Genomic DNA, 26249 nt, shown 5'->3' on the forward strand with positions numbered 1-26249 from the left:
GGCATGCGCGTCAAGGAAGTGGACACAACGATGGCTCGTGATTCGATGAACCAGTTGCATATCGTCATCCTCGCCGCGGGCGAGGGCAAGCGGATGAAGTCCGCCACCGCCAAGGTGCTGCAGAAGATCGCCGGGCAGCCGATGCTGGCGCACGTGATCGACACCGCGCGCGCGCTGAAACCGGCCGGCATCCACGTGGTCTACGGCCACGGCGGCGAGCAGGTGCGGGCCGCGTTCGCCGGACAGGACGACCTGTCCTGGGCCGAGCAGAGCCAGCGCCTGGGCACCGGCCACGCGGTGCAGCAGGCGATGCCTAATGTGCCGCAAGACGCGCGCGTGCTGATCCTGTACGGGGACGTGCCGCTGATCGCGGCCGACACGCTGCAGCGCTTGCTCGCGGCGCAGGGACGGATCGCAGTGCTGGTCGCCGACCTCGCCGATCCGACCGGCTATGGCCGAATCGTGCGCGATTCCGAGGGCCGGGTCGGCCGCATCGTCGAGCACAAGGACGCCGACGACGAGCAGCGCGCCATCCGCACCGTCAACACCGGCATCCTGGTCGCCGACGGCGAGCCTTTGCGGCGCTGGCTGGAGCGTCTGGGCAACGACAACGCCCAGGGCGAGTACTACCTGACCGACGTGTTCGGTTCCGCCGCCGCCGAATACACCGCGGCCGAGATGGTCCATGTCGAAGACCCGATCGAGGTCGAGGGCGCCAACGACTCCTGGCAGTTGGCCCAGCTCGAGCGTGCGTTCCAGCGCCGCGCCGCGCGCGCTTTGTGCGTGCAGGGCGCGCGCCTGGCCGACCCTTCGCGTTACGACCAGCGCGGCACGGTCGCGGTCGGGCGCGATGTCGAGATCGACGTCGACGTGATTTTCGAGGGCACGGTCGAACTCGGCGACGGCGTGCGCGTGGGGCCGTTCAGCCGGCTCAAGGACGTGCGCCTGGGCGCGGGCACCGAGGTGCGCGCGCATTGCGACCTCGACGGCGTGGTGGTCGAGGGCGCGGCGCAGATCGGACCGTACTCGCGGCTGCGGCCGGGCACGGTGCTCGCCGACGGCGCCCACGTCGGCAACTTCGTCGAAACCAAGAACGCCCGGGTCGGCGTCGGCAGCAAGGCCAATCACCTGACCTACCTCGGCGATGCGGTGATCGGCGCCGGGGTCAATGTCGGCGCGGGCACCATCACCTGCAACTACGACGGGGTCAACAAATCGACCACCACGATCGAGGACGGCGCTTTCATCGGCTCCAACGCTTCGCTGGTGGCGCCGGTCACGATCGGCAAGGACGCGACCATCGGCGCCGGCTCGGTGATCACCCGCCCGGCGCCGGCCGGGGAACTGACCGTGGCGCGCGCGCGCCAGGCCACGATCGAAGGCTGGAAGCGGCCGGTCAAGAAAAAGTAAGCGCGACCCCGCGCATCGCGGCGCGCCGCATGGCGCGTTCCGTGATGCGCGGCAGCGCGGCCGGCGTCGCGCGCGCGCTAGCCTGCCGTCGGCGCGGGGAGCGCGACGGGAACCGATCGATGGACAGCAGGCTCGCCGGCGCGATGCTGGCCGCAACCGCGTTGCTGTGCGCGCCGCCGGCGCAGGCGGTGTTCCGCCTGTACCTGGCGCCCGATGGCGACGACGCCCGCGACGGCCGCAGCGCCGCGACCGCGATCCGCAGCCTGGCGCGCGCCGACGCCCTGCTGCATCGGCATGCGCCGCGCGAGGACGTCGAGGTACGGATCGCGCCGGGCAACTACCGCGGCCAGCAGGTCGTGTGGACCTACTTGAACGGCTATCGGATCAGTTTCCTGCCGACGCCGGGCGCGACCGCGCGGCCGGTGTTCGACGGCGGCGGCGCGGCCGGCACCTGGTTCGAACTGCGCAGCGCCGCCGGCGCATCGAAGCTGCATTTCCGCTACCTGACGGTGAGCGACTACTGGCTAGGCGTCGACCTGGTCGGCGACCGCAACGACCCGGCCGGCGGCTGGAACGGCTACAACGAACTGCGCAGCATGCGCTTCGTCCGCATCGGCGGCCGCTACGGCGTCGGCCCGGCGCCGTACTCGTACGCGGCGGTGCGGCTGATCAATTCGCGCCGAAACGGCCTGTACGACAATCACTTCGAATCGATCGAGAACCCGACCGAATACTCGGGCTATCTGCACGCGGTCTACGCCGCGCACGGCTCCGGCGCCAACCGGATCGAGCGCAACCGCTTCGTCGCGGTCAACGGCGATGCGATCCGTACCCGCGACGGCGCCGACGGCAACTGGATCGTCGACAACGCGTTCGAGCGGGCCGGCAAGCGCGCCGCGTACTCGGACTGGTACTGCGTCGAACGCTGCACCCTGCCGCGGCCGGAGTGCCCGTCGGCCGGCAACGTGTTCCGCGACAACCGGGTCGGCGACGGCTATTACGGCGCCATCGCCTCGACCTTGCTGTTCGGCGCCGACGACGCCTGCGGCGCGCTCGGCGAGCCGCGGCTGATCGAATCGGGAACGGTGCGGGATTAGGCGCGACAGGGAACGGGCGCGTCGCGGCGACCGGTCTTCCCTGAGCCGTCATGCCCGCGAACTCGGGCATGCAGAGACTTGGGAGTCATAGCTGGATGTTGCCCTGGATCCCCGCCTTGGCGGGGATGACGGCAGGTGGAGGCTGCATTCCCTGAGCCGTCATGCCCGCTGACGCGGGCATCCAGAGGCCGAAAATCATGCCGGATGGGCCCTGGATCCCCGCGTTCGCGGGGATGACGGCAGGGATCCGCAGTAGCGGTCCGCTGAGTCGCCACGCCCGCGCAGGCGGGCATCCGCAGGCTTCGGGGCCATGCTTCAGGGCACGTATTCGACCGACTCTGTGGCGCCGGCCTGGGCCTTGACGATCTCGGTGTAGTACTGCGCCGCCGCGGCGTTGCTGAGGAAGGCGTTCGGCGCCCAGATCATCACGCCCTGGTAGCCGCCGCTGGCGACGCTGCCGGCGATCGAGCCGGCCTGCGACGCCGAGCTGAATTCCGGCGAGATGCCGAGGAACAGATTGCTCTTGGCCATGCCGTAGCCGACGTAGGGCGCCAGGTAGCCGACGCTGCCGCCATAGGTCATCTCATAGCCTTCGGTCAGCTGGGTGGCGGCGTTGTAGGGCGAACGGAAGTACTGCGAGTCCGACCACAGCGCTTTGCTCAGGGTCTTGCCGCTGAAGTAGGGGTTGCTGCGGATCGCCTTCAGCACCGCATAGAACGAGCTCGCGCTGCCCGAGCAGGTGGAGTACTCGTCGTCGACGCTGATCCCGTCCAGGCCGTACTTGACCATGTCGGCAACCATCGCGTTGCCGAGCCGGTTCGCGGTCCTGGAGGTCATGTTGCACGACCAGCCGGCGTTCTGGTGATTGCCCAGATAGGAGATCTGGACCTTGATCCCCGCCGCCTGCAATTGGCGCACGGCGTCGATGTTGTCCTTCAGGATCGCGCTCATCTCCGTGTTGTAGTACAGCACCGGCGTGTTCGGCGTGCTGCCGTTGATGTTGGCGGCGAACAGCACCAGGTCGGAGAAGAACGGCTGGCCGGTGCTCTTGACCCGGAAGTGGCCGATGTCCTTCACGTTCTGCGGCGAAGGATTGTTCAAGAACACGACGTTGCGCGCAGCGCTGGCGCCGAAACTGGCGAGCATTGCCATTAGACCGAAAGCCAAAAGCGTAGATGTGCGAAGCATTGGCGGATCTCCTCTTCCATTGTTTGGAAAAACGGCTCTATTCCAGGGCGCGAAGCGATCGCCGGATGCATGCGCCCACGCTAGAAACGAACCAGGATGCGTTTCACCCTATGGTTCGCACGACGGATGCTGTGGATGCGGCGCGATGCGGTTCGCCGCGCAAGCGTGGAGCAGGCGGCGGACGAAGACCATGCGTTCGTTCGCGAATCGGCGAATCCGCGTCTGCCGCCGCAACCGTCGCCGAGCCGTCGGCGGAGCGTCGAAGAGGCAGGCAGGCGGCCGGCGCAAGCGCAACAAGCGCTGCGCTATCCTCGATGCGGCCGGGTTCGCAGCCTGAGCCGCCTGCGGATATCGGGACCTTCGGCAAACGCGCGACGGCCCCTCTGCAGCGCCTACGTCGCCGAAGCGGATCGCTCAGTCCGGCAACACCATCGACACGCACAAGCCGCCGCCCTGGCGATTGAGCAGGGCGATGCGGCCGCCGTGGGCCTCGGCGATCTCGCGCGCCAGGGCCAAGCCCAGGCCGGTGCCGTTGCGCTTGGTCGAGTAGAACGGCAACAAGGCGTTGGCGAGCACGGCATCGTTCATGCCGCTGCCGCGGTCGAGGATGTCGATGCGCCAGGCGTCCTGCACCCGGCGCAGCTGCAGGCGCACTTCTTCCGGGGGCGAGCCCGATTCGTGCGCGTTCTTGAGCAGGTTGATGAGGCTCTGTTCGAGCTGGGCCGCGTCGACCCGCGCCACCGCTTCGCCGGGCACGCCGTCGTAGGCGAAGGCGACCTGGCTGCGCAACTGTTCGATGAAGCGCGACCATTCGATCGGCTGCAGCCGCGGCGCGGGCAGCTTGGCGAAGCGGGCGTAGTCGCGGATGAAGCCTTCCAGGTGGCGGGCGCGTTCTTCGATGGTCTGCAGCGCGGTCGGCAGGCGCTCGTGCTGGCCGCGGCGCAGCAGTTCGGCGCCGGAGTGGGCCAGCGAAGCGATCGGCGCCAGCGAGTTGTTGAGCTCGTGGCTGATCACCCGGATCACTTTCTTCCAGGTCTGCACTTCCTGCCGGCGCAGTTCGGCGGTGAGCTGGCGCAGCAGCACCAGTTCGTGGGCGCGGCCGTTGAGGCGGAAGATCCGCCGCGACAGGTGGTAGATCTCTTCGTTCTCGATGTCGCCGACGCTGAACATGCCGTCGCCGCCGCGCTCGAAGGCCTCCTGCATCGGCCACGGCGCACGCGCCAGCAACTCGGCGAAGTCCTGGCCTTCCAGGCGCCGGCCGTCGCCGAGCATCTTGCGCGCGGCCAGGTTGCCGTGGACGATGCGCCGCGCCGGATCGACCAGCAGCATCGCCACCGGCGTGTTCTGGACCATGGTGTCGAGCAGCAGTTCGCGCTGGACCAGGCTCAGACGCTGCTCGCGCAACGCATCGCCGAGGCGGTTGTGGCTGGCGACCAGTTCGCCCAGGTCGCCGCCGCCGGTCCAATGGAAGCTGATCGAGTAGTCGCCGTCGCGATAGCTGGCGACCGAGCCGGCGAGAGCGCGGAACAACGAGTTCATCGGCGCGAACGCGCGCCGCACGTGGTAGACCAGCAGCGGCGCGAGCAGCGCCACCGCGATCGCGGGCGCCAACCAGCGCTCGGACAGGTAAGACGACAGCCACAGGCTCAGGGCCGCGCCGACGGCGAGATAGGCCAGCGCGATCGCGGCGAAGACCAGGCTCAGGGACGGACGGCGCATGCGGGCGGCCTCAGTCGCGCTTGATGCCGAGGCGGTCGAGGCGCCGATACAGCGCCTGCCGCGACAGGCCCAGTTCGCTGGCGGCCTGGGCCAGCACGCCGCCGGCGCGTTCCAGCGCGGCTTCGATCGCGGCGCGATCGGGCTCCTCGACGGCGCCGTTGCCGCCGGCTCCGGCCGACGCCGGCGGCAGGCCCAGGTCGGCCGCGCCGATCACTTCGCTGCGCGCCAGCAGGGCCGCGCGCTGCAGGGTGTTGCGCAGTTCGCGCACGTTGCCGGGCCAGGCATGGCCGAGCAGGGCGCGTTCGGCGTCTTCGCCCAGGCGCTTGCCGGCGCCGAGCGGATTGGCCTGGAGGAAATGCCGGGCCAGCGGCAGCACGTCGTCGCGGCGTTCGGCCAGCGGCGGGATGTCGATCTGGATCGTGTTGAGCCGGTAGTAGAGATCCTCGCGGAAGCGGCCGTCGCGGATCATCGTCGCCAGGTCGGCGTTGGTCGCGCTGATCACCCGCACGCTGACTTGACGCTCGCGGTTGGAGCCCAGCCGTTCGAAGCGTCCGGTTTCCAGCACGCGCAGCAGTTTCATCTGCCCGGCCGGCGGCAGGTTGCCGATTTCGTCGAGGAACAAGGTGCCGCCGTCGGCGGCTTCGAACTTGCCCTCGCGCGATTTGTTGGCGCCGGTGTAGGCGCCGGCGTCGGCCCCGAACAATTCGGCCTCGATCAGCTCGGTCGGCATCGCCCCGCAATTGAGGGTCACGAACGGGCCGGCCTTGACCGCGGAGTTGGCCTGGACGATCTCGGCGATCTTTTCCTTGCCGGCGCCGTTGGGGCCGGTGATCAGCACCGGCACGTCGGCGCGCGCGACCTGGCCGGCCAGTTCGATCACCGCGGCCAGTTGCTCGGAGCCGAACACCAGCCCGCGCAGGTCGAAACGCGCTTCCAGGTCGCGGTGGCGCTTGCGCCTTTGTTCGTGCAGGCGCGAGACCTCGCGCGTGCTGGCGCCGAGTTCGAGCAGGTTCTCGACGCTGGCGAGCAGCTTCTGGTCGTCCCAGGGCTTGGCCAGGTAGTCGGCGGCGCCGGCCTTGGCCAGGTCGACCGCGGTGTCCAGGTGGGTCCAGGCGGTCAGCAGGATGATCGGCAGGTCGGGGTGGCGTGCGCGGATCGCCCGGAACAGGGCCACGCCTTCTTGGCCGGAGGTGGTGTCGGCGCTGAAGTTCATGTCCTGCAGCACCAGGCCGACGTCCTCGCGCGCCAACAGCTCCAGGCCCTGCTCCGGCGACTGCGCGGTGACCACACGGATTTCGCGCAGCCCGAACAGCAGGTCCAGCGCGGTGGCGACCGCGGGGTTGTCGTCGATGACCAGGACCGTGCGCATCGTGCATCCAGTGAGCGTGCGGCGGCGCGACGCCGCGCCGCCGTAGTGCGGTGAGTATGCCAGCGCCGCCCGGCGCGGGCGAACGCGGGCGTCTGCGCCGGCGTCGCCGGGCTGTTGTCCGGCCGTTATTCGGCCGCGTCCTGCGCGTTGCCGGCGGGCCGGGTCGCGGCGATCCAGCGCCCGATCCGCGCTTCCAGTTCGTCCAGCGGCAGCGCGCCGCCGCCGAGCACCTGGTCGTGGAAGGCGCGGATGTCGAAGCGCTCGCCGAGTTCGCGTTGCGAACGCGCGCGCAGCTCGCGGATCTTCAGCTGGCCCATCTTGTAGGCCAGGGCCTGGCCCGGCCAGGCGATGTAGCGGTCGGTCTCGGCCTGGATGTTCGGCTCCTCCATGTCGGAATGATCGCGCATCCACTGCACCACCCGGTCGCGGTTCCAGCGCCGGTGGTGGATGCCGGTGTCGAGCACCAGCCGGTTGGCGCGCACCAGCTCCTGCGAGAGCCGGCCGAAATCGCTGTACGGGTCCTGGTAGAAGCCGATCTCCTTGCCCAGGTCTTCCGAGTACAGGCCCCAGCCTTCGATGTAGGCCAGCTGCCCGGTCAGGGTGCGGAACTTCGGCAGCGCCGGCAGCGCGCGGGTGATCGAGGATTGCAAGTGATGGCCGGGCACGCCCTCGTGATAGGCGATCGCTTCGATGGTGCCGAGCAGGCGCTTGTCCGGCTCGCCGGTGTTGACCGTGATCAGGCCGGGGCGGGCGCCGTCGGGCGTACCGGGCATGTACTGCGCGGCCGAGGCTTCCTTCTCGCGCCAGGCTTCCACCGCCTGCACCTGCACCCGGGTCTGCGGCAGGGTGCCGAACAGCTCCGGCAGGCGTTGCTCCATCTTGGCCAGGTAGCCGCGGTACAGCTCGAGGATCTGCTCGCGCGACTGCGCATGCCGGGCCGGGTCGGCGGCCATCTTGGCGCGCGCGGTCTTGAGGTCGGCATAGCCCAGCCGCTTGGCGATCCGGGTCTGCTCGCGCTCGATCCGCTCGACTTCGCTCAGGCCCAGGGCGTGGATCGCCTCGGCGTCCAGCGAGGAGCCGGTGAACTGTTCGATCTGGTAGCGGTAGTAGGCCTCGCCGTTGGGCAGCGACCACACGCCGTACTCGCTGCGGCCCTGCGGCGCGTACTCCTTGGCGACGAATTCGGCCAGGCGGCGATAGGCAGGGCGCACTTCGCCGTCGACGACCTCGAGGATCTGCTTGCGCAGGCGTTCGCGTTCGGCCGCCGGCACGGCGTCGGGGAATTTCTTCAGCGAGGCGGCGAACACGCTGTCCTCGCCTGCGGCGTCGGCGATGCCGTTGCACTGGCCGACGATCTTCTCCAGCAGGTAGCGCGGCGGCATCAGGCCTTCGCGCGCGCCCTGGCGCGCGACTTCGGTGACTTGGTCGAGAATGCGCGGGATCGCGCGCAGCCGGACCAGGTAGTCGTCGTACTGGCGGGTGTCGTTGAACGGGAAGGCTTTGACGATGATGGTCAGGAACAGATGGCTGCCGTTGAACTGGTCCAGCGGCATCAGATGGCTCTTGATCGCGTAGGACCGCAGATCGCTCTCGATCCAGCGCAGCAGCAGGCGGTGGTTGAGCAGATCGGCCTCGGCGAAGCCGCGGGTGTCGACCGCGCGCACCTTGCCCAGCATCTGCCGGCCGAAGGCCTGGCGGCGCTCGGCGCCGGCCAGGGAGAAGTCGCTCCACTGGGTGTTGTAGCGGTAGTCGCCGAAGAAGCTGGCCTGCTCCGGCAGCAGCCGCAGCATGCCCTGCCAGTGTTCGTCGATCAGGGCGTTGAAGGCGCGGGTGCGGACGGCGACGTCGTCGGCCGCGGCGGCGCGCGGCGCCGCGGCCACGGCGGTGTCTGCGGCTTGAACCGCGCCGCCGGCGAGCAGGGCCAATACGGCCAGTGCGAGCGCGCCGCGGCGCAGGCGGGCATTGGGACGGGGATGCGGACGCGGGGCGGTGGGGCTCATGGTGGGCTCCGTGGCGAAAAGGGCTGGATAGAGCGCGGACGCACCGTCCCGAGCGCATGGCGCGGGGCCGGGCGAACCAAGGATTAGCGTGAAGGGTGTCAGGCCGAGCGCGTCGCCAGCGCCGGCGGCACCATCGCCGCGCGCCGCGCCGGTCCGTACACCGCGAGCTGGCCGAGCAGCCACAGGCACAAGGCCCCGACCGGCAGATACCAGGCCGGCAGGCGCGGCAGTTCGTACAGCTTCATCAGGCCCAGATTGATCGCGAACGCCAGGGCCATGCCCAGGACGATGCCGATCGTGGTCAGCAGGAAGTTCTCGGTCTGGAAATAGCGCAGGATCTGGCCGCGGGTGGCGCCGAGCGCGCGCCGCACCCCGATCTGCTTGGTGCGCTGCTGGACCCAGAAGCTGGCCAGGCCGACGATCCCGAGCGCGGTGACGATCAACAGGGCCAGGATCACTCCCGACAGCAGCCAGGCCATGGCGCGGTCCTGGCGATAGTACTCGTCGCGGACCTCGGCGAAGGTGTTCTCCTTCAGCACCACCCGGCCCGGACGGGTGCGCTGCAGTTCGGCGACCGCGGCCTTGAGCACTTCCGCGCGCCGGTCCGGCTCGGTGGCGATCAGATAGTTCGACCAGCTCCAGTGCGGGCGGACCGGAAAGATCATCGAGTACTGGCCGTTGCCGTAGTCGTTGGGCCGCAGCAGTTCCTCGACCACGCCGATCACGGTGATCGGATTGTTGCCCCAGCTGTAGAACTGCTTGCCGAGCGCCGTCGCCGGCGTGGCGCCCGGGAACAGGCGCTCGGCGAAGCGGCGGTTGACCACCGCCACCGGAATGCGCCCCTCGTCGAAGGACGCCTCGATCGCTTCCATGTTCTGGTATTCGCTGGGCAGGAAATCGCGCCCGGCGATCAGGCGCAGGCCCATGGTCTCGATCAGATCCTCGCTGCCCAGGTAGACCGAGGCGTTGAAGCTGTTGTCCTTCTGGTCGGCGCTCATGCGCACGCCGCTGTTGGAGCTGGAGCCGCCGAGCGGAATCTGCGAGGCCGACGCGGCGGAGATCACGCCGGGCACGCCGCGCAGGGACTGCACGTCCTCCTGCACCCGCGCCGAATCGTTGCGGTTCTTGCCGGGACTGACCGTCTGGATGCGCAGCAGGCGTTCCTCGGCGACCCCGGTGGGGCGGTCCATCCGCTCCAGGCGCTGCGAAATCAGGTACACCGCGTTGCAGACGATGGCGCAGGCCAGGGCGATCTCCAGCACGATCAGCGCGGCGGCGGTCTTGTGCCGGCGCAGGGTGGAAAGAATGGGGCGGATGTCCATGGATGCTCCGTCGAGGCCGCCGGACATCGCCGGCGGCGGGTCGTTGCTGGTTCGCGGCGTGCGCGTTATTGGGATTTGAGCTGGATCGCCGGCGTCACCTGGCAGGCGCGCCAGGCCGGCAACAGCCCGGCCAGCACGCTGGCGCCGATCGACAGGGCGAAGGTGGTCAGCAGCATGGTTCCGTCCAGTTGCGCCAACTGCGCGTACTGGGCCGGGTTCTGCCGCACCGCCCACAACCCGAGCAGGGCCAGGCCCAGGCCGAGCACCGCGCCGGCCACGCCGAGCGTGCCGGCCTCGACCAGGAACTGCAGGAAGATGTCGCGGCGCGACGCGCCCAGGGCGCGGCGCACGCCGATCTCCGACGAGCGCCGCAGGCACTTGGCCAGCAGCAGGCCGACGGTGTTGATCAGGCACACCAGCAGGAAGCCGAACGCCAGCCAGACCTGCAGGCGCACGTCGTTGGGCACCACCTTGTTGTGTTCCAGATGCTGCATGACGTCGCGCAGGCGCGGATTGGGCGGGCGCTGGAAGCGGCCGGCCTTGCGCTGTTGTTCGGAATAGGCACCCAGGTAGTCGCGGTAGGCGCCGGCCTGGCCCGGATCCATCTGCGCCCAGTACTGCACCCAGGCGCAGGGCGCGGTGGACGACAGTTGGTCGCCGCCGGAATCGGCCCAGCAATTGCGGTTGCCGCTGTGCTCCAGGCCGATGTCGCGTGCGGTCCAGAACGGCACGAACAGTTCCTCCGCCTCGCCGTAGCGCGACAGGTTGAGGTCGTAGAAGCGCGGCACCGGGCGCCAATCGCCGAGCACGCCGACGATGCGCAGGTCGACGTTCTCCACCCGCACCGTGCGGCCGACGCTGTCGGCGCCGCCGAACAGGGTCTGGTTGAGTTCGCGCGAAATCACCGCGACGCGGGCGTGGCCCTCGTCTTCGGCGCGGGTCCAGCCGCGGCCGTACTGGAACGGCGTATCGAACAGGTCGAAGAAGCCTTCGCTGGTGTAGCGCGCCTCGCTGATCTTCGACGACTGGCCGTCGGACGGAGTGACCACGACGTTGCCGCCGGACATCAGCGCCTGGCGCTGGGCGCGGCCTTCGCGCAGCAGTGCTTCGGCGTCGAAGCGGGTCAGCTGGGCCTCGGGCTCCTCGCCGGGCTTGAAGCCGTGCAGGTCGGCGGCATCGAGCTGGACGTAGAACAGGCGCTCGCTCTTGTTCGGTATCGGATCGCCGGACAGCACGTGGAACACGGTCAGGGTGGTCATCGACGCGCCGATGCCGAGCGCGATCGCCAGCACCATCAGCGCGGTCAGCACCCGGTTGCGCTTGAAGCTGCGCAGGGCGAGTTGCAGGTAGTAGGCGAATTGGCTGTTGCCGGACATGGCGGCGGCCTCAGGCGGACAGGGCGTCGGCGATTTCGGCCGGCGCCGGGGTGCGGATCAGGCTGGGCTCGGCCTTCAGGTCGGTGGCCATGCCGTCGACGATGTGCACGTTGCGCTGCGCGCGCGCGGCCAGCTCCGGGTCGTGGGTGACCATCACTATCGTGGTGCCGGCGGCGTTGATCTCCTCCAGCAGCTCCATCACCCCGCGCGCCATCTGCGAGTCCAGGTTGCCGGTGGGTTCGTCGGCGAGCAGCAGGCGCGGCGTGCCGGCCAGGGCGCGGGCGATCGCGGCGCGCTGTTGCTGGCCGCCGGACAGCTCGGCCGGGTAGTGCCTCATGCGCGAGCCCAGGCCGACCTGGGCCAGCGCCTGCTCGATGCGCTGCCTGCGCTCGGCCGCGGGCATGCGCCGGTAGCGCAGCGGCACGTCGCAGTTGTCGAACAGATTGAGGTCGGGGATCAGGTTGAAGCTTTGGAAGATGAAGCCGATCTTCTGGTTGCGCAGGCGCGAGCGGGCGTCGTCGGACAGGCCGCGCACGTCCTCGCCGTCGAGCCGGTACTCGCCGCCGGTGAAGGTCTCCAGCAGGCCGGCGATGTTGAGGAAGGTGGTCTTGCCCGAGCCGGACGGCCCGGTCACCGCGACGAACTCGCCCTCGCCGACGTGCAGATCCAGCGAACGCAGCGCGTGCGTTTCCACGAGTTCGGTGCGGTAGACCTTGGTGACCTGGCGCATGTCGAGCATGAAGGCGGTTCCTCGAAAAGATGTCTGAAACGAAAGGCGATGCTCAGCGCACCGCGAACATCGGCAGCGCCGCGGCGGCCGCGTAGCGCGCGCCGCGCAGCGGCCGGCGCGGCTCGGCGTTGGCGCTGCGCGCCGCGGCCGCGTCGCGGGCCAGGGCGAAATCGACCAGCTGGTGCAGGCGCAGCGGCACCGCGTCGGCCAGCTGCTGCGGGTTCCACGCCGGGGCGGCGGGCTTGTGCATGGCGTACATGATCATTCTCCACTGATGCGGACCGCGTCCGCGTTGTCGAATTGGTCGCTGCCGGAGACCACGATGCGCTGGCCCGGCTGCAGGCCGTCGAGGATTTCCACCTGGCTCAGGCTGCTGGCGCCGGTGCGGATCGGCCGGCGCGCGGCCAGGCCGTCGGCGACCACATAGGCGTAACGGCCGCCGGACTGCTCCAGGAACGGGCCGCGCTCGACCATCAGCACGTTGCGGCGCGTGTCCAGGACGATGCGCGCGCTCATGCGCTGGTTCTGGCGCAGACCCGAGGGCTGGCGGTCGACGAAGCGCAGGCGGCTGACCACTTCGCCGCCGACCACTTCCGGCGACACCGCCGAGATCCGCGCCGGGAAGTTGTCGCCGCTGCCGCCGCCGATCTGCGCCGGCATGCCGATCGCCAGCTCGCGGGCGAAGCTTTCCGGCACCTTGATCTCGACCTCGAACACGCCCAGGTCGACCACGCTGAGCACCGGCGCGTTGGCGGCGACGTTGGCGCGTTGGGCGACCTGGATCTGGCCGACCTGGCCGTCGAACGGCGCGCGCAGGGTCAGCGCGTCGACCTGGCGCTGCGCCTCGGCGACGATCGCGCGCTGGCGATCGGCGAGCAGGCGTTTGTTGCGCGCGTCCAGGCCGGCGCTGCGGCCTTGGCGATCGAGATCGCCGCGGGCGTGGTCGAGGCCGATGTCGGCTTTCTTCAGTTCGTCCTGGGCCTTGGCGACGTCGACCTTGGCCACTGCGCCGCCGTCGAAGGCGCGCTGGTAGCGCTCCAGGTCGCGCACCGCGGCGACGCGGTCGACCTGGGCCTGGTCGAGTTCCTTGCGCGCGGTCGAGCGGGCCAGTTCCGCGGCCAGGTCGGCGCGGCTGGCTTCGGCCTCCAGGCCGGCCAGGGCGGCCTGTTCCTGGGCCAGCTTGCTGCGCAGTTCGGGGCTGTCGATCTCGGCCAGGACCTGGCCGCGGCGGACCACGTCGCCGGCGACCACCTTGAGCTCGACCGAGCCGCCGGCGATCGCGTACAGGATCGGGCTGTTGGCGGCGATGACCCGGCCGTCGGCGGCGATGTCGCGGACCAGGTCGCCGCGCTTCACTTCGGCGAAACGCAGCCGCTCGGCCGCGATCGAACGGCCGCCCGCGCTCCAGCCGGACAGCAGCCAGGCGCCGGCGGCCAGCGCCAGCGCGCCGGCGCCGGCACCGAACAGCCACGGCCGGCGCCGCGCGGCGGCGGAGGGGGCGACCCGGTGGTCCTGCGCAGAAGTGTCGCGGATACTCATTTCGGTGCGGCTCGCGGCGGGTGTCTGGGCTTAACCCAAGCACAACTCGTGCCAATCGCAAGTTGTTGATTTAAAATGACCCATCAACCTGTCCGCGTGTCCGTGCGGACGCTTGCGCCGTCCGCCGGACGTGTCCGCAAAGCGCACTGGCTAGAATCGGCGGATCCCCCGAAGGAGTTGCCCCCAGCATGTGCGGAATCGTTGGCGCGATCGCCGATCGCGATGTGGTCCCCGTCCTCATCGACGGACTCAAACGTTTGGAATACCGCGGCTACGACTCGGCCGGCATCGCCGTGTTCGATGGCGCGCAGCTGCGCCGCGTGCGCCGCACCGGCCGCGTCGGCGAGATGGAGGCCGCGGCCCAGGCCGAAGGCTTCAGCGCCCAGGTCGGCATCGGCCACACCCGTTGGGCCACCCACGGCGGCGTGACCGAAGCCAATGCCCACCCGCACATCAGCTTCGGCGAGCTGGCGGTGGTCCACAACGGCATCATCGAAAACCACGACGAGCAGCGCGAGCGCCTGCGCGCCGCCGGCTATGCCTTCGAGTCGCAGACCGACACCGAAGTCATCGCCCACCTGATCCACCACCACCTCAAGCAGGACGGGGACCTGCTGACGGCGGTGCAGAGCACGGTACGCGAGCTGGTCGGCGCCTACGCCATCGCCGTGGTCAGCAAGCGCGAACCCGGCCGGATGATCGCCGCGCGCATGGGCTGCCCGCTGCTGATCGGCCTGGGCGAGGGCGAGAACTTCATCGCCAGCGACGTCTCGGCGATCCTCCAGGCCACCCGCCGGGTGATCTTCCTGGAAGAAGGCGACACCGCCGACCTCGGCCGCGACTCGGTGCGGGTGTTCGACGCGCAGGGGGCGCGCATCGAACGCGAAGTGCACGTGTCCGACGTCTCTCTGGCCTCGCTGGAGCTGGGCCCGTACCGCCACTTCATGCAGAAGGAAATCCACGAGCAGCCGCGCGCCATCGCCGACACCATCGAGGCGGTGATGGACAACGGCGCGTTCTCGCCGTCGCTGTTCGGGGCCCAGGCCGAGTCGGTGTTCGCCGGCATCGAGGGCGTGCAGATCCTGGCCTGCGGCACCAGCTACTACGCCGGCCTGACCGCGCGCTACTGGATCGAGGCCATCGCCGGCCTGCCGTGCCAGGTCGAGATCGCCAGCGAATACCGTTACCGCGCCGCGGTCGCCAATCCCAAGCAGCTGATCGTCACCATCTCGCAGTCGGGCGAAACCCTGGACACGATGGAGGCGCTGAAGTACGCCAAGTCGCTGGGCCACGAGCGCACCCTGTCGATCTGCAACGTGCCCGAAAGCGCGATCCCGCGCGCCAGCAAGCTAGTCTACTACACCCGCGCCGGCGCCGAGATCGGCGTGGCCTCGACCAAGGCCTTCACCACCCAGCTGGTGGCGCTGTTCACCCTCACCGCGACCCTGGCCAAGCTGCAGGGCAAGCTGTCGGCCGAGCAGGAAGCCGAGTTCGTCGACGCCCTGCGCCACCTGCCGGGCAGCGTCCAGCACGCGCTCAACCTGGAGCCGCAGATCACCGCCTGGGCCGAACGTTTCGCGCCCAAGCAGCATGCGCTGTTCCTCGGCCGCGGCGTGCACTACCCGATCGCCCTGGAGGGCGCGCTCAAGCTCAAGGAAATCTCCTACATCCACGCCGAGGCCTATCCGGCCGGCGAGCTCAAGCACGGCCCGCTGGCCCTGGTCGACGCGGCCATGCCGGTGGTGGTGATCGCGCCGAACGACAAGCTGCTGGAGAAGGTGAAGTCCAACATCCAGGAAGTGCGCGCGCGCGGCGGCGAGATGTTCGTGTTCGCCGACCTCGACAGCCACTTCGGCGAGTCCGAGGCGGTGCACGTTATCCGCACCCCGCGCCATGTCGGCGTGCTGTCGCCGGTGGTGCACGCGATCCCGGTGCAGTTGCTGGCCTACCACGCCGCGCTGGCGCGCGGCACCGACGTGGACAAGCCGCGCAACCTGGCCAAGGCGGTGACGGTGGAGTGAACCGCCGCTGTTTCGCCGCCGCGCCCGCAGCGCGGCGGCGACAGCTGCGATAGCGGCCGGCGGCGCGGCCGCCGCCGGTCCGGCGCGCTGGATGCGCGCGTGCGGTTTGGCCAGTAGGGCTTCGCGAGTGCGGTTCCGATCGATAGCCTGATCCGCGCGCTCGGCGTTCCATCGATGCGCAATTCCCGTCCGGCCGGCAAGCCGGAGCAATCAGGCGGCGCGCAACGCCGCCGTTCGGCCCAGCCCCACGGCGCACCGGCCGTCGCCCAGCGCCCTCATCCGAGTCCCGCGCTGCCATGACCATCGACCTCGAACGCTCCATCTCCCGCTCCGGCCCGAGCGCGGCCGCCGCGGAAACATCCGCCGCTTACCGCAACGACCGCGCCCACGTCATCCATTCCTGGTCGGCGCAGGCCGGCCTGGACCCGGTCGTCGTCGCCGGCGCCAGCGGCTCGCATTTCTGGGACGAGAGCGGACGGCGCTGGCTGGATTTCTCCAGCCAGTTGGTCAACGTCAACCTGGGCCACCAGCACCCCAAGCTGGTCGCCGCGATCCAGGCCCAGGCCGCGCGCCTGTGCACGGTCGCGCCCTACCACGCCAACCCGGCCACCGCCGAAGCGGCGCGGCTGATCGCCCAGGCCGCCCCCGGCGATCTGAACAAAGTCTTCTTCACCAACGGCGGCGCCGAGGCGGTCGAGAACGCGGTGCGCATCGCCCGCCACCACACCGGCCGGCTCAAGGTGTTGTCGGCCTACCGCAGCTACCATGGCGCCACCGCCGGGGCGATTTCGCTGACCGGCGACCCGCGTCGCTGGGGCGCCGAACCGGGCATGCCGGGCACGGTGCGGTTCTGGGGACCGTATCCGTACCGCTCCGCCTTCCATGCCGATTCGCCGACGCAGGAATGCGAACGCGCGCTGGCCCACCTGGCCGATACCTTGATGGTCGAAGGGCCGCACACCGTCGCCGCGGTGCTGCTGGAATCGGTGGTCGGCGGCAACGGCATCCTGGTGCCGCCGGACGGTTATCTGCAGGGCGTGCGCGAACTGTGCGACCGCCACGGCATCGTCATGATCGCCGACGAGGTCATGGCCGGCTTCGGCCGCTGCGGCGAATGGTTCGCGATCGACCATTGGGGCGTGGTGCCGGACCTGATCGCCTTCGCCAAGGGCGTCAACTGCGGCTACGTGCCGTTGGGCGGGGTGATCCTCAGCGAATCCATCGCCCGCACGTTCGACGACCGCCCCTTCCCCGGCGGCCTGACCTATTCCGGCCATCCGCTGGCCTGCGCCGCGGCGGTGGCCTGCCTGGACGTGTACCGCGAGGACGGCATCATCGAACGCGCCCGCCGCCTCGGCGAGCGGATCGTCCGGCCTGCGCTGGAAGAACTGCAGCGCAAGCACCCCAGCGTCGGCGAAGTACGCGGCCTGGGCATGTTCTGGGCGATCGAACTGGTGCGCGACCGCGACAGCCGCGAGCCGCTGGTGCCTTACAACGCGGCCGGCGCCGACAACCGGCCGATGGCCGAGTTCGCCGCGGCCTGCAAGCAGCGCGGCCTGTGGCCGTTCGTGCACTTCAACCGCGTGCATGTGGCGCCGCCGCTGACCATCGACGAGGCCGACCTGCGAGACGGGCTGGCGATCATCGACGATGCCTTGCAGGCGGCCGATCGCCACGCGGCGGGTTAGCCTGCCGCGCCGGAGACCGCGGAAGGCCCCGGCCTGGGCCGGGGCTTGGGTATCCGCGGCTCAGGCCGCGGCCGCTTTCTCCGCCAACGCGTCCAGGCCGAAGATGTCCTTGGTGCTGTCGGAGAAGATCACCGAAAACACTTCGTCGTGGTTGCGGAAGGCCTTGAATTCCAGGCAGTTGCCGCTGGGGTCGCTGAGGAACATGGTGGCGTGCTCGCCCGGCAGTTCGCGCATGCGCACGTGCGGCGGGTCGATGAAGCCGTAGCCGCGCGCCTTGATCCGTTCGGCCAGCGCGCTCCAGTCGCGCCAGTTGAGGTTCATGCCGAAGTGCGGCACCCGCACGGTCTCGCCGTAGAACGCCGAGCCGAACGAATGGTCGGCGTCCTCGCCGGTCTGCGGCGTCTGGTGGATCACCAGGTGGTGGCCGTAGAAGTCCAGGTCGATCAGGTTGCGGGTCGAGCGCCCCTGCCTGGCGCCGAGCACCTCGCAGTAGAACCGGCGCGCCTGTTGCAGGTCGCGCACGCCGATCGCCAGATGGAACTGATGGATGGCCTCGTCGCGGTGGCCGGCCGCCGGGCCCAGCACCAGCTCGGCGACCGCGGCGCGCTCGCCGGCCGGCGCGTCGTCGGCCTTGCTCGCTTCGTCCAGGATGTTGCGCCAGAACGACGACCACGCCGCCATGCTGTCGCAGAAACCCTGCTGCAAGGCCTCGACGCTGCCGCTGTCCATGCCGGCGATCTCGTCGCCGATCAGCTTGCGCAGCCGCTCGCGATGGGCGATGTCGTGCTCGCCGACATGCAGATCCCAGAACGTCCAGGCGATCCGGTCGTGGTTGCGCTGGATATAGGGGTTGCGGATCAGGTGCTGGTACAGCCGCGCCAGGTAGATCTGGCACACGCACTCGCCGCCCATGCCGCGCAGGCCGATGCCGTAGGCCGGGCTGCGGGCGGGGTCGATCAGGCGCGCGCGGGCCTGGTCCAGCAGTCGGAGGTTGCCGGCCAGCGCCATCGTCTGCGGCGGGGGCTGAGCGACGTCCAGGCTGGCGAGAAACCGGTCGTACAGTTCCGGGTGCGCCTGCGCCGGGTCGCCGCCGCCGAGCTCGTCGAGCAGGATGTCGGCGAGGAAGCTGCGCATCCGGCCGGGTTGCAGCCGGGCGACCAGCAGCGCGATATCGGTGATGTAGTAGCTGGTGAAGTAGCGGTACTGCAGCAGCAGCGAATGCAGACGCTGCGGGCTGGCGGTTTCCACGAAGGCGAACATTGCCTGCGCGTGCTCGACGGTCTGCTGTTGCAGTTCGTCGGCCAAGGCCCAGAAACGTTCGATGTCCACGTTGGAGCAACACGGCTGTGATGGCGAAACAGTCTTCATGTTGGTCATCCGTCCTCTAGCTTCGAAGGTGAGCGGCGTCGCACGGATCGGGATCGCGCCCGCGGCCGGGCCGCGCCGAAAGCCCCGGGGTCGAGCACGCGGCGGCGGGGCGGACCGCACACGTTGGTTCGTGGGGGCACAGGCGCCGACGGCGGGCCTGCGCTACGCGCCGGGCGCGGCCGGCGCGTCTTCCGGCGGCGCGCGCGGCGCCGAAGCCCCGGACAGGGTTCGCACCCGCGAATGCCCCGCCGTCGCCCACCGGAGAGGCAGCCGTGCGCCAGCATCCCCGCTCACGCCCACCGGCACCGTGATTCGCGACCCTGAATTACAGCTCGTCCGGAAGTCAGGGCAGCGAAGGAGGAGGGCCAGTCGGGTTCGGCCGGCGAAGACGTGCCAGCGCCATGCTCAGCCTGACATCGCCCGTAGGAAGGGCCGTGCCGAGTTGCATGTGAATGCGGCAGGCGCTGCGGATTCTGTGGCGAAAGCCGGTCGCAGCGCGGGTACGGTCGCCGGCGGCGCCGACATCGCCCGGTAGCGCGCTACGGCCGTTGTCGAATTCGCGGCCGGCGGTTCGTCGTCAGGCAAAGGGCAGCAAGGTCGCCCGCCCCTCGACTTCGGCCGGAGCATTACGCCATGAGCATCGTCATCACCGCTTTCGAACGTTCGCCCGACGGCGGCCAGGGCCTGGCGCGCGACACCCGCGTGCGCTGGGCGCTGGAAGAAGTCGGCCGGCCCTACGCAGTGCGCCTGCTGTCGTTCGCGGCGATGAAGCAGCCCGCGCACCTGCGCCTGCATCCGTTCGGCCAGATTCCCACCTACGAGGAAGGCGAGCTGGTCCTGTTCGAAACCGGCGCGATCGTGCTGCATTTGGCGCAGAGCCATCCCGGCCTGCTGCCGGACCAGGCCGATGCGCGCGCCCGCGCCGTCGCCTGGATGTTCGCCGCGCTCAACACGGTCGAGCCGCCGATCTTCGAGCTGGCGGTGGCCAAGATCCAGGAAGGCGACCGGCCGTGGGCGCGGCAACGCCTGCCCCTGGTGCAGGACCGGATTCGTCAGCGCCTGGGCCAGCTGTCGGAACGCCTGGGCGGATCGCCGTGGCTGGACGACGGCTTCAGCGCCGGAGACCTGATGATGGTGTCGGTGCTGCTGCGGCTGCGGCCGTCGGGCTTGCTCGACGAATTCCCGCGCCTGGCCGCCTATGTCGCCCGCGGCGAGGCGCGGCCGGCCTATCTGCGCGCGTTCGCCGCGCAGTGGGCGGTCAATGCCGGCCCGAGGCAGCCCGGCTGAACCTCGGTCGCCGGGCGGAACGGCTGGGCGCCGACCCGCACGGCACCGGCTAGCGGGGCATCGACCAAAGACAGTGCCTGACTTCGTCCCCCCGCTGGGCCGCTATGAGCGATGCCGGAATCTTTCCGCCCAAAGCCGGAATCGATCGGCGCATCCAGGCGAGCGCGTCGCCCAGGCAATGGGAGTAGACGACCCACGCGATGTCTTGGTTTCCCGCGCAGGCTTGCAGGAGTTCGGCCTGGAACTCGCAAGTCACGAACTCCTGCCGGCACAGCGCCGCGAACGCGTTCCAGTCCGGGCCCATCAAGCGGCGGCCTCTTCCATCCGCGACGCCCGACCAAGCCCAGGCCTCCGGCCGACGTCCGGACGGCGCAGAGCGTCGCCGAAGAACCCGCAGCCGGCCTCGCCCGGTTCGCGGCTGCCGGCGGCGAGCCGGGCGGCCGCGCTTCGAGTCCGAGGCACGACGGCCGCGTTTTCGCGCAAGGCGCAAGCGTCGGGCGGGTATCGAATTCGCACGCAGATCGGCCGATTGCGGGTCCAGGTCAGGACAGCGAGGGCGCTGGAACGGAGTAGGCCATGTTGATCGAATGCGGCGCGCTGTCGACGAACCCGTACTTCCGGTACAGATGCCTGGCATCGCCGTCGGCGACCAGGTTCACGTAGGCCGAGGGCTCGGCGTTGGCGCGCAACCATTGGTCCAGTGCATCGAGAATGCGTTTTCCAAGACCGCGTTTTTGCCAGCGCGGCGCCACTGCGATGTCGACGATGGTGTAGAAGCAGCCGCCGTCGCCGATGATCCGCCCCATGCCGACCACCGCTCCGGCATGCATCAGGCTCACCCCGTACAGGGTGTTGGCCAGGCCCCGCGCGGCGGCCGTCGCAGTGCGCGGCGACAGCCCGCTCTCGCGGCGGAGCCGGCAGTAGTCGTCGACGCACGGGAAGTGCGCGAGCAGCACGACATCGGCGGGGTCATCGGACATCGGCAGTCTCTCGATTCGGGCCAAGGCTAGCGGTTCAGGTTATCGCCGTCATGCGGGTAGGAGCGCCCCCGCGCCGGTGCCGGCCTTCCCAGGCCGCGGCGGTACAGGTCAGGGCGCGTCGCGCAAGCCGCGTACGCGATGGAGGAATTCGGCGAACAGGTCGCGCTGTTCCGGAAAGCGCGCCAGGCCTTGCTCGAACACGGCTTCGGCCGCATCGAGCTGGCCCAGCTGCATCAGGCATTCGCCGCGCGAGAAGAACGCCGCCGTGCCGTCGGGGTTGACCTGCAGCGAGCGCTCGAAATCCGGTAGCGCCCGGTCGTAGCGGCCGAGCTCCATTTCGGTGAAAGCGCGGTTGTCGATCGCCTCGAAGAACAGCGGGAACAGCTCGATCGCGCGGCCGTATTCGGCGATGGCGTCCTGCCTGCGGCCTTGTTCGGCCAGGGCGTTGGCCTGCGCGTAGTGCCGGTTGGCCGCGCCGACGATCTGCGCCGCGTCCTGGCCGGTGAACTCCAGGTAGCGCGGAAAATCGGTGAGCCGGAGGTACTCGACGAAACCGGACAGTTCCTGCGCCGTCGGAGTTTCGTTGCCCAGGCGTTGCCACTCCTCGCCGAAGCTGCCGCCGTCGATCGGCGCGTGGAAGGCGAGCACCGGCGCCTGGCGCAGCGAGGCCAGGCTGGGCTTCGCCGGCACCGGCTGATAGATCAGGCAATGCGCCGCGCTCGACCCGTCGGGCCACGTGTCCATGGCCAGGATCTTGACGGCCGACCAGCCATCCGCTCGTTCGATTGCGATCAGATCGCCTGCTTTCAGCACGCGCATATCCCTGTGCATTGGCCCGCTCCATAGCCTGTCACGTCCGGCGCCGGCAGCCAAGCCGGCCGGGCGCCCGGCCCGCCATCGCGTCCTGTCTGCGCGCGGACGTTTTAGTTCCGCTTCGGGAGCGACCAGCCGGCCTTGAGACCCGGTCCATTCGACCGCCGCCGCTGATCAAGCGCCGAAGCCGGGCGGCGCGCGAAAACCGCCCAACTCCTGTGCGATCAGGCGGGCTGTTTCGATGGTGGTCCGATCGCCGTACTCCGGACCGATGATCTGCAGGCCGATCGGAAGGCCATCGCGCGACAATCCGCTGGGAAAGGCCGTGCTCGGCAGATACGCGGCGGTCGCGAGACCTACCCAGAAGTAGTGCTCGTAATGCGATGTCCGCGCCGAGTCGACGGCGAGAACTCTCTCAGGCTTGGGGCGATGATCGTGTTCGTAGGCCGTTGTGGCGCAGATCGGGCATATCACCACATCCCAATCGTCGAAGAACGCGCGCCACCGCAATCGCTGGCGGGTACGCGCGTCATCGTGATCGGCCCAGCTTCGATGATCCAGCACGCGCGCTCGCATCAGCACCGCCGACGGCGACTCGTCGTTCGCATCGAGCGCCGCCGCCTCCTTGCGGACCAGGGAATAGTATTCATCGGAAAGCTTGGCGAGCCCTGCCGACGCCAGCAGGTTCAGATACGTGTTGTACGACTCGCGCGGATCGAACTCGGGCCGCGCCAGATCGGAGACTGCCGCGCCGGCCCGGGCGAGCGTTTCCCCGACTTCCTGCACGCGATCGGATATCTCGACGGAGGTGGCGACGAAATCCTCCTGCGGCCAAATCGCCACGCGCAGGCCCCGCAGCGTGCGCGCTCTGGGCGCCGGAAGCTCCAGCTTCCAGCCCGGCGACCGGAACCGGTCGGGACCCGCGACGACCTCCAGGGCCAGGGCCAGATCGTCCGCGCTCCGCCCCATCGGCCCGACGACGTTCAGGTCCGGCGCGGACACGACGCCCGCAGGATTGTGGCCAAGCGTCGGCACGATGCCAAAAGTGGGCTTGTGCCCATACACGCCGCAGAAATGAGCCGGATTGCGGATCGAGCCGCCGATATCGGAAGCCAATTCCAGGCCGGTCAGGCCGGCCGCCAGCGCGGCGGCCGATCCGCCGGAGGACCCGCCAGGCGATCTGCGCGTATCCCAGGGGTTGTGGGTCGTGCCGTAAATCTCGTTGTAGCTCTGCCAGTCGCCGAGCCGCAGCGGGACGTTGGTCTTGCCCATGACATGGGCGCCGGCCGCTTTCAGGCGTTCGACCGCCGCGGCGTCGTGCTGGGCGCGGTGGTCCCGAAGCTCCGGCACGCCCCAGGTCGTCGCCAGCCCGGACACGTCGAAAGACTCCTTGATCGTCATCGGGACGCCGTGCAGCGGCCCCGACCGCTGTCCCCGCGCCAGAGACTCGTCGGCCGACTTCGCCGCTTCCAGCGCGCGGTCGAAATCCCTCACCACCACGGCATTCAAGGCTTTATCGAGCCGTTCGATGCGCTCGATGTAGTATCGGGTGAGCTCGAGCGAACTGATTTGTTTCCGTCGAATCAGTTGCGCCAGGTCGGTCGCCGACGAAAAAGCCAGCTCTTGCGACGCGAGGCCATTGCGCGCAGACGCAATGGGGGAATCGCAGGACGAAGCCGCAGCGCCGTCTGGCGCCCCAGGAGAATCAGGCCCGCCAATCGGGTTCATAATGCCCCGTGTGTAGGTCGGTGGACTGCGGCCAAGGGTGTTTTCGCCCCTGGTGCTTGCCGGCTTGTCCCGCGATCCCCGAATTCTAGCGAAAACGCAAGCGGCCGCAACGAGTCGCGTCCGGCTTGCCCGGCGTAATGGGCCGAAGTTTCCGCTCCGAAGCGGATTTTCGCCGGCCATCGCGTTATTGCTTGACAGGCCGATAGCTATGGCCGGACCCTGCGCGGCATGAATATCGATATCGAGAAGCTCAGCCTGCCGGAACTGAATTCCCTTCTGGCAGCCGCGGAGCGGCGCAGGAAGCTGTTATCCAGCCGTCGCCCTGTCGCTTTGGTTCGTCGGAAGGCGATCGCGCTCGCCGCGCAATACGGCTATACGATCGAAGAACTCTATGGGGAACCGCTTGCGGCCGAGGTTTCGCGCAAGAAGCGAGCCCCGCGGAGAAAGGCGAGCAAGAAGCCGAGCAAGGTCGCCGCCAAGTACCGCGACCCGGACAATAAGCGCAATACTTGGTCGGGCCGAGGGCGGATGCCGCGCTGGCTGGCTCAGAAGACCAAGCACGGTCGTAGCGTCGCCGATTTCCTGATCCCCGGCCTGGCCAAACCGACGGCGCGCAAGAACAGTCCGATCGGCCGGCGTACGCTGGTCAAGAAGAGCTGACCCAGATCCCGATGCGCGAATCAGCGCGCGCGGGCCTCGTTTCCGGCCCTTGATGCCGCGACCGACGGCGTCGGAGCCGTGCGACCGCGACTCGCATGGTCGCGCGCCGATAGTCGTCGATGCAGACCGCCGACGCTCGCCGCGCTTGGCGCATCCACTCCTCCACGGCCGGCGTTCAACCGGCGCGAAGCCCATTCGGCGCCGAGCGGGCAGGCGCTCGAATCCGGCGCGCGCGCCTGCAACCGGGCGACTGTCGGTACGAACGCGGGGCGGCCGCCGCCGCGCTGCAAGGCATCTAACTCTGGTCGCCGCGGGCCAGCGCTTGGCCGACGGCGCGGCCGCGCATGCCGCGCCACAACAGGCAGACGACGAACGCCACTTCGCCTAGCTGGAACGGCAAGGCCAGCAGCGATACCGTCTTGCCCCAGGACGGCATCGCCAGGCCGGTGACGCTCAGGGCGAGATAGGCGACGCCATTCAATCCCAGCCACAGGGCGATCGGACGCGGTACCAGGCGCGATGTCCAGGCCAGCGCCGCCAACGGGAACAGCCAGGCGCCCCAGAAGATCTGCAGCATGTTGATGCCCGCGTCGTGCAGAGCCGAGGCCAGGCCGACCAGCGAGGTCGTCTGGGTCGCATCGAAACCGGCCGACGCTCCGCTGCCCAGGAGCAGATGCGCCACCGCGACGTCGTTGAACGCATTGGCGAAATACAGCGGCACCGGCATCAGCCCCAACACCGCCATCAGGACGGCGCGGCGGCGATCGACGTCCTTGAACAGGCGGAACAGCGCCAGCGTCAGAAAAACCTCCAGCGTCGCGCAGAACAGATCGCTCAGGATGCCGAGCCGGAACAGCCCGGCATGCGAGACGATGTTGGCGGCGGTCGCGGCCATGTCCTGGCTCACGAACAACTGGCTGGGGATGTAGACCAACCGGATCGGCGCTACCAATACCAGCAACAGGTAGAGCAGTCCCGCTGTCAACGCGTCGCGCCTGATCGTGCCCATTCGCCCCTCCCGAGAGTGCGCACAGGCTAGGCAACCCGGCGCTGCGCGCTCATGTGCCGATCGTCAGTAGTCGCATGGGCGGCGCGCGCGCCGATGCGGCGAACGCGGGTCGGCAGGCCAGCAGCAGGGCGCACCCGCGCCGGTTGGCAAGCGAGCTGCCCGCTGCGCCGCGACCGAAGCGGCCGACTGCTCAAGCCACCACGGAAGGGTCGGCGACCTCGACCACCGCCGGCGCATCCGTCGCGGCGTCGGGCACGCGCCAGATCCGCGCTTGCGCACCGACGCCGGGCACCTGCGTTTGCAGCAGGCATTCGCGCGTGCTGTCCGGATTCCACCGGGCTTGCAGCGCGAGGCCGTCGGCGAGCCGTACCACCAGGGCGAAGGACGACACCGAACCGTCTTCGGCAAGCACCCAGCGTCGGCCGGTCACCTGGCCGGCGGTCGCGACCGCGGTGGGGCCGATTTCGCGCCACAGCGCTTCGAGACGGCGTTCGAGCGCCGCCTGTCGGATCGAGCCGACCAGGACCGCCCACAGCGCGAGCGCGAGGCAGGCGAGCAGGACGGTGAAGATCAGGTTGAACCACCAACCGGGAGTTTCGTCGGTCCACAATCGGACGATGGCCCAGGCGGCGCCGGCGCTGGCGACAAGATTCAAGAGTGCGAACCCGGTCCGTCCCGCTGCGCCCATGCGGCGCGGGAAGCGCAACGACTCCGGTGGCGTTGCGGACGGCGGCGTGGCGGCGTCCAGCCGCGGCACGAGGTGGACGACATGGCCTTCGTCGCCGTTCTGCGTCCGATGCGTCGACATGCGCGCATGGTAGCGGGCGGGGTTGGGACGGCCAAGCGGCTCGGGCGCCGCCGACGAGGCGGCGGCGAGGCGTCGTCGGGATAGCGCACCGGTCGTAGCGTCATCGGCTTGCGACATCGGCCTCGGCAGCGAGCGCA

At 69.6% G+C, this 26249-nt stretch carries 21 protein-coding genes; 6 read left to right on the top strand and 15 right to left on the bottom strand.

Annotated features, from left to right (window positions below; translation table 11 throughout):
* The first annotated feature begins 30 nt into the window (after positions 1-30).
* On the top strand, positions 31-1410 hold the full coding sequence (glmU, locus tag AC3A57_RS13950) for a bifunctional UDP-N-acetylglucosamine diphosphorylase/glucosamine-1-phosphate N-acetyltransferase GlmU (protein WP_487579450.1): 1380 nt from the start codon (positions 31-33) through the stop codon (positions 1408-1410).
* A gap of 119 nt (positions 1411-1529) precedes the next feature.
* Entirely contained in the window at positions 1530-2507 is a 978-nt protein-coding gene (locus tag AC3A57_RS13955; RefSeq protein ID WP_487579451.1) for a right-handed parallel beta-helix repeat-containing protein, read from the top strand.
* A gap of 315 nt (positions 2508-2822) precedes the next feature.
* Here AC3A57_RS13955 and AC3A57_RS13960 read toward each other — a convergent pair whose 3' ends face one another.
* From AC3A57_RS13960 to AC3A57_RS14000, 9 genes are all read right to left on the bottom strand, one after another.
* Complete coding sequence (locus AC3A57_RS13960) at positions 2823-3653, bottom strand: glycoside hydrolase family 18 protein (RefSeq protein WP_487579452.1); 831 nt, start codon at positions 3651-3653, stop codon at positions 2823-2825.
* Positions 3654-4109: 456 nt separating this feature from the next.
* Positions 4110-5414: a sensor histidine kinase gene (locus AC3A57_RS13965; RefSeq protein ID WP_487579453.1), complete on the bottom strand. Its 1305-nt coding sequence runs from the start codon at positions 5412-5414 to the stop codon at positions 4110-4112.
* Between the two features lie 10 nt (positions 5415-5424).
* Complete coding sequence (locus tag AC3A57_RS13970; RefSeq protein WP_487579454.1) at positions 5425-6783, bottom strand: sigma-54-dependent transcriptional regulator; 1359 nt, start codon at positions 6781-6783, stop codon at positions 5425-5427.
* Between the two features lie 125 nt (positions 6784-6908).
* Positions 6909-8783, bottom strand: a complete 1875-nt coding sequence (locus tag AC3A57_RS13975) for a DUF885 domain-containing protein (RefSeq protein ID WP_487579455.1) — start codon at positions 8781-8783, stop codon at positions 6909-6911.
* 98 nt (positions 8784-8881) lie between these two features.
* Positions 8882-10105, bottom strand: a complete 1224-nt coding sequence (locus AC3A57_RS13980; RefSeq protein ID WP_487579456.1) for an ABC transporter permease — start codon at positions 10103-10105, stop codon at positions 8882-8884.
* A 65-nt stretch (positions 10106-10170) separates the two neighbouring features.
* Positions 10171-11481, bottom strand: a complete 1311-nt coding sequence (locus AC3A57_RS13985; protein WP_487579457.1) for an ABC transporter permease — start codon at positions 11479-11481, stop codon at positions 10171-10173.
* 10 nt (positions 11482-11491) lie between these two features.
* A complete protein-coding gene (locus tag AC3A57_RS13990; protein WP_487579458.1) occupies positions 11492-12220 on the bottom strand; it encodes an ABC transporter ATP-binding protein in 729 nt (242 codons plus the stop codon).
* Positions 12221-12263: 43 nt separating this feature from the next.
* A complete protein-coding gene (locus tag AC3A57_RS13995) occupies positions 12264-12470 on the bottom strand; it encodes a hypothetical protein (protein ID WP_487579459.1) in 207 nt (68 codons plus the stop codon).
* Between the two features lie 2 nt (positions 12471-12472).
* Positions 12473-13750: an efflux RND transporter periplasmic adaptor subunit gene (locus AC3A57_RS14000; RefSeq protein ID WP_487579460.1), complete on the bottom strand. Its 1278-nt coding sequence runs from the start codon at positions 13748-13750 to the stop codon at positions 12473-12475.
* A gap of 188 nt (positions 13751-13938) precedes the next feature.
* On the opposite strand from AC3A57_RS14000, the gene glmS reads away from it, so the two are divergent.
* Both glmS and AC3A57_RS14010 read left to right on the top strand, forming a co-directional pair.
* Positions 13939-15771 carry a glutamine--fructose-6-phosphate transaminase (isomerizing) gene (gene glmS, locus AC3A57_RS14005; protein ID WP_487579461.1) on the top strand — a complete coding sequence of 611 codons (1833 nt, stop codon included), beginning with the start codon at positions 13939-13941 and terminating at the stop codon, positions 15769-15771.
* A gap of 296 nt (positions 15772-16067) precedes the next feature.
* On the top strand, positions 16068-17459 hold the full coding sequence (locus AC3A57_RS14010) for an aminotransferase class III-fold pyridoxal phosphate-dependent enzyme (protein ID WP_487579462.1): 1392 nt from the start codon (positions 16068-16070) through the stop codon (positions 17457-17459).
* Positions 17460-17519: 60 nt separating this feature from the next.
* Here AC3A57_RS14010 and AC3A57_RS14015 read toward each other — a convergent pair whose 3' ends face one another.
* Complete coding sequence (locus tag AC3A57_RS14015; protein ID WP_487579463.1) at positions 17520-18827, bottom strand: iron-containing redox enzyme family protein; 1308 nt, start codon at positions 18825-18827, stop codon at positions 17520-17522.
* Between the two features lie 633 nt (positions 18828-19460).
* Here AC3A57_RS14015 and AC3A57_RS14020 point away from each other — a divergent pair.
* On the top strand, positions 19461-20114 hold the full coding sequence (locus AC3A57_RS14020; RefSeq protein ID WP_487579464.1) for a glutathione S-transferase family protein: 654 nt from the start codon (positions 19461-19463) through the stop codon (positions 20112-20114).
* A 542-nt stretch (positions 20115-20656) separates the two neighbouring features.
* Here AC3A57_RS14020 and AC3A57_RS14025 read toward each other — a convergent pair.
* From AC3A57_RS14025 to AC3A57_RS14035, 3 genes are all read right to left on the bottom strand, one after another.
* On the bottom strand, positions 20657-21118 hold the full coding sequence (locus AC3A57_RS14025; RefSeq protein ID WP_487579465.1) for a GNAT family N-acetyltransferase: 462 nt from the start codon (positions 21116-21118) through the stop codon (positions 20657-20659).
* A gap of 84 nt (positions 21119-21202) precedes the next feature.
* Positions 21203-21838 (bottom strand): tetratricopeptide repeat protein, encoded by a 636-nt coding sequence (locus AC3A57_RS14030; protein WP_487579466.1) that lies wholly within the window; start codon positions 21836-21838, stop codon positions 21203-21205.
* 243 nt (positions 21839-22081) lie between these two features.
* Positions 22082-23635, bottom strand: a complete 1554-nt coding sequence (locus AC3A57_RS14035; RefSeq protein ID WP_487579467.1) for an amidase — start codon at positions 23633-23635, stop codon at positions 22082-22084.
* Between the two features lie 228 nt (positions 23636-23863).
* Between AC3A57_RS14035 and AC3A57_RS14040 the strand changes: the two genes are divergently transcribed.
* A complete protein-coding gene (locus AC3A57_RS14040; RefSeq protein ID WP_487579468.1) occupies positions 23864-24295 on the top strand; it encodes an H-NS histone family protein in 432 nt (143 codons plus the stop codon).
* A 295-nt stretch (positions 24296-24590) separates the two neighbouring features.
* On the opposite strand, the gene AC3A57_RS14045 is transcribed toward AC3A57_RS14040, so the two are convergent.
* Both AC3A57_RS14045 and AC3A57_RS14050 read right to left on the bottom strand, forming a co-directional pair.
* Positions 24591-25304 (bottom strand): DUF4386 domain-containing protein, encoded by a 714-nt coding sequence (locus AC3A57_RS14045; protein ID WP_487579469.1) that lies wholly within the window; start codon positions 25302-25304, stop codon positions 24591-24593.
* Between the two features lie 190 nt (positions 25305-25494).
* On the bottom strand, positions 25495-26229 hold the full coding sequence (locus AC3A57_RS14050; RefSeq protein ID WP_487579470.1) for a hypothetical protein: 735 nt from the start codon (positions 26227-26229) through the stop codon (positions 25495-25497).
* Between the last annotated feature and the right edge of the window lie 20 nt (positions 26230-26249).

This window comes from Lysobacter sp. Soil_C_15 (assembly GCF_057657315.1).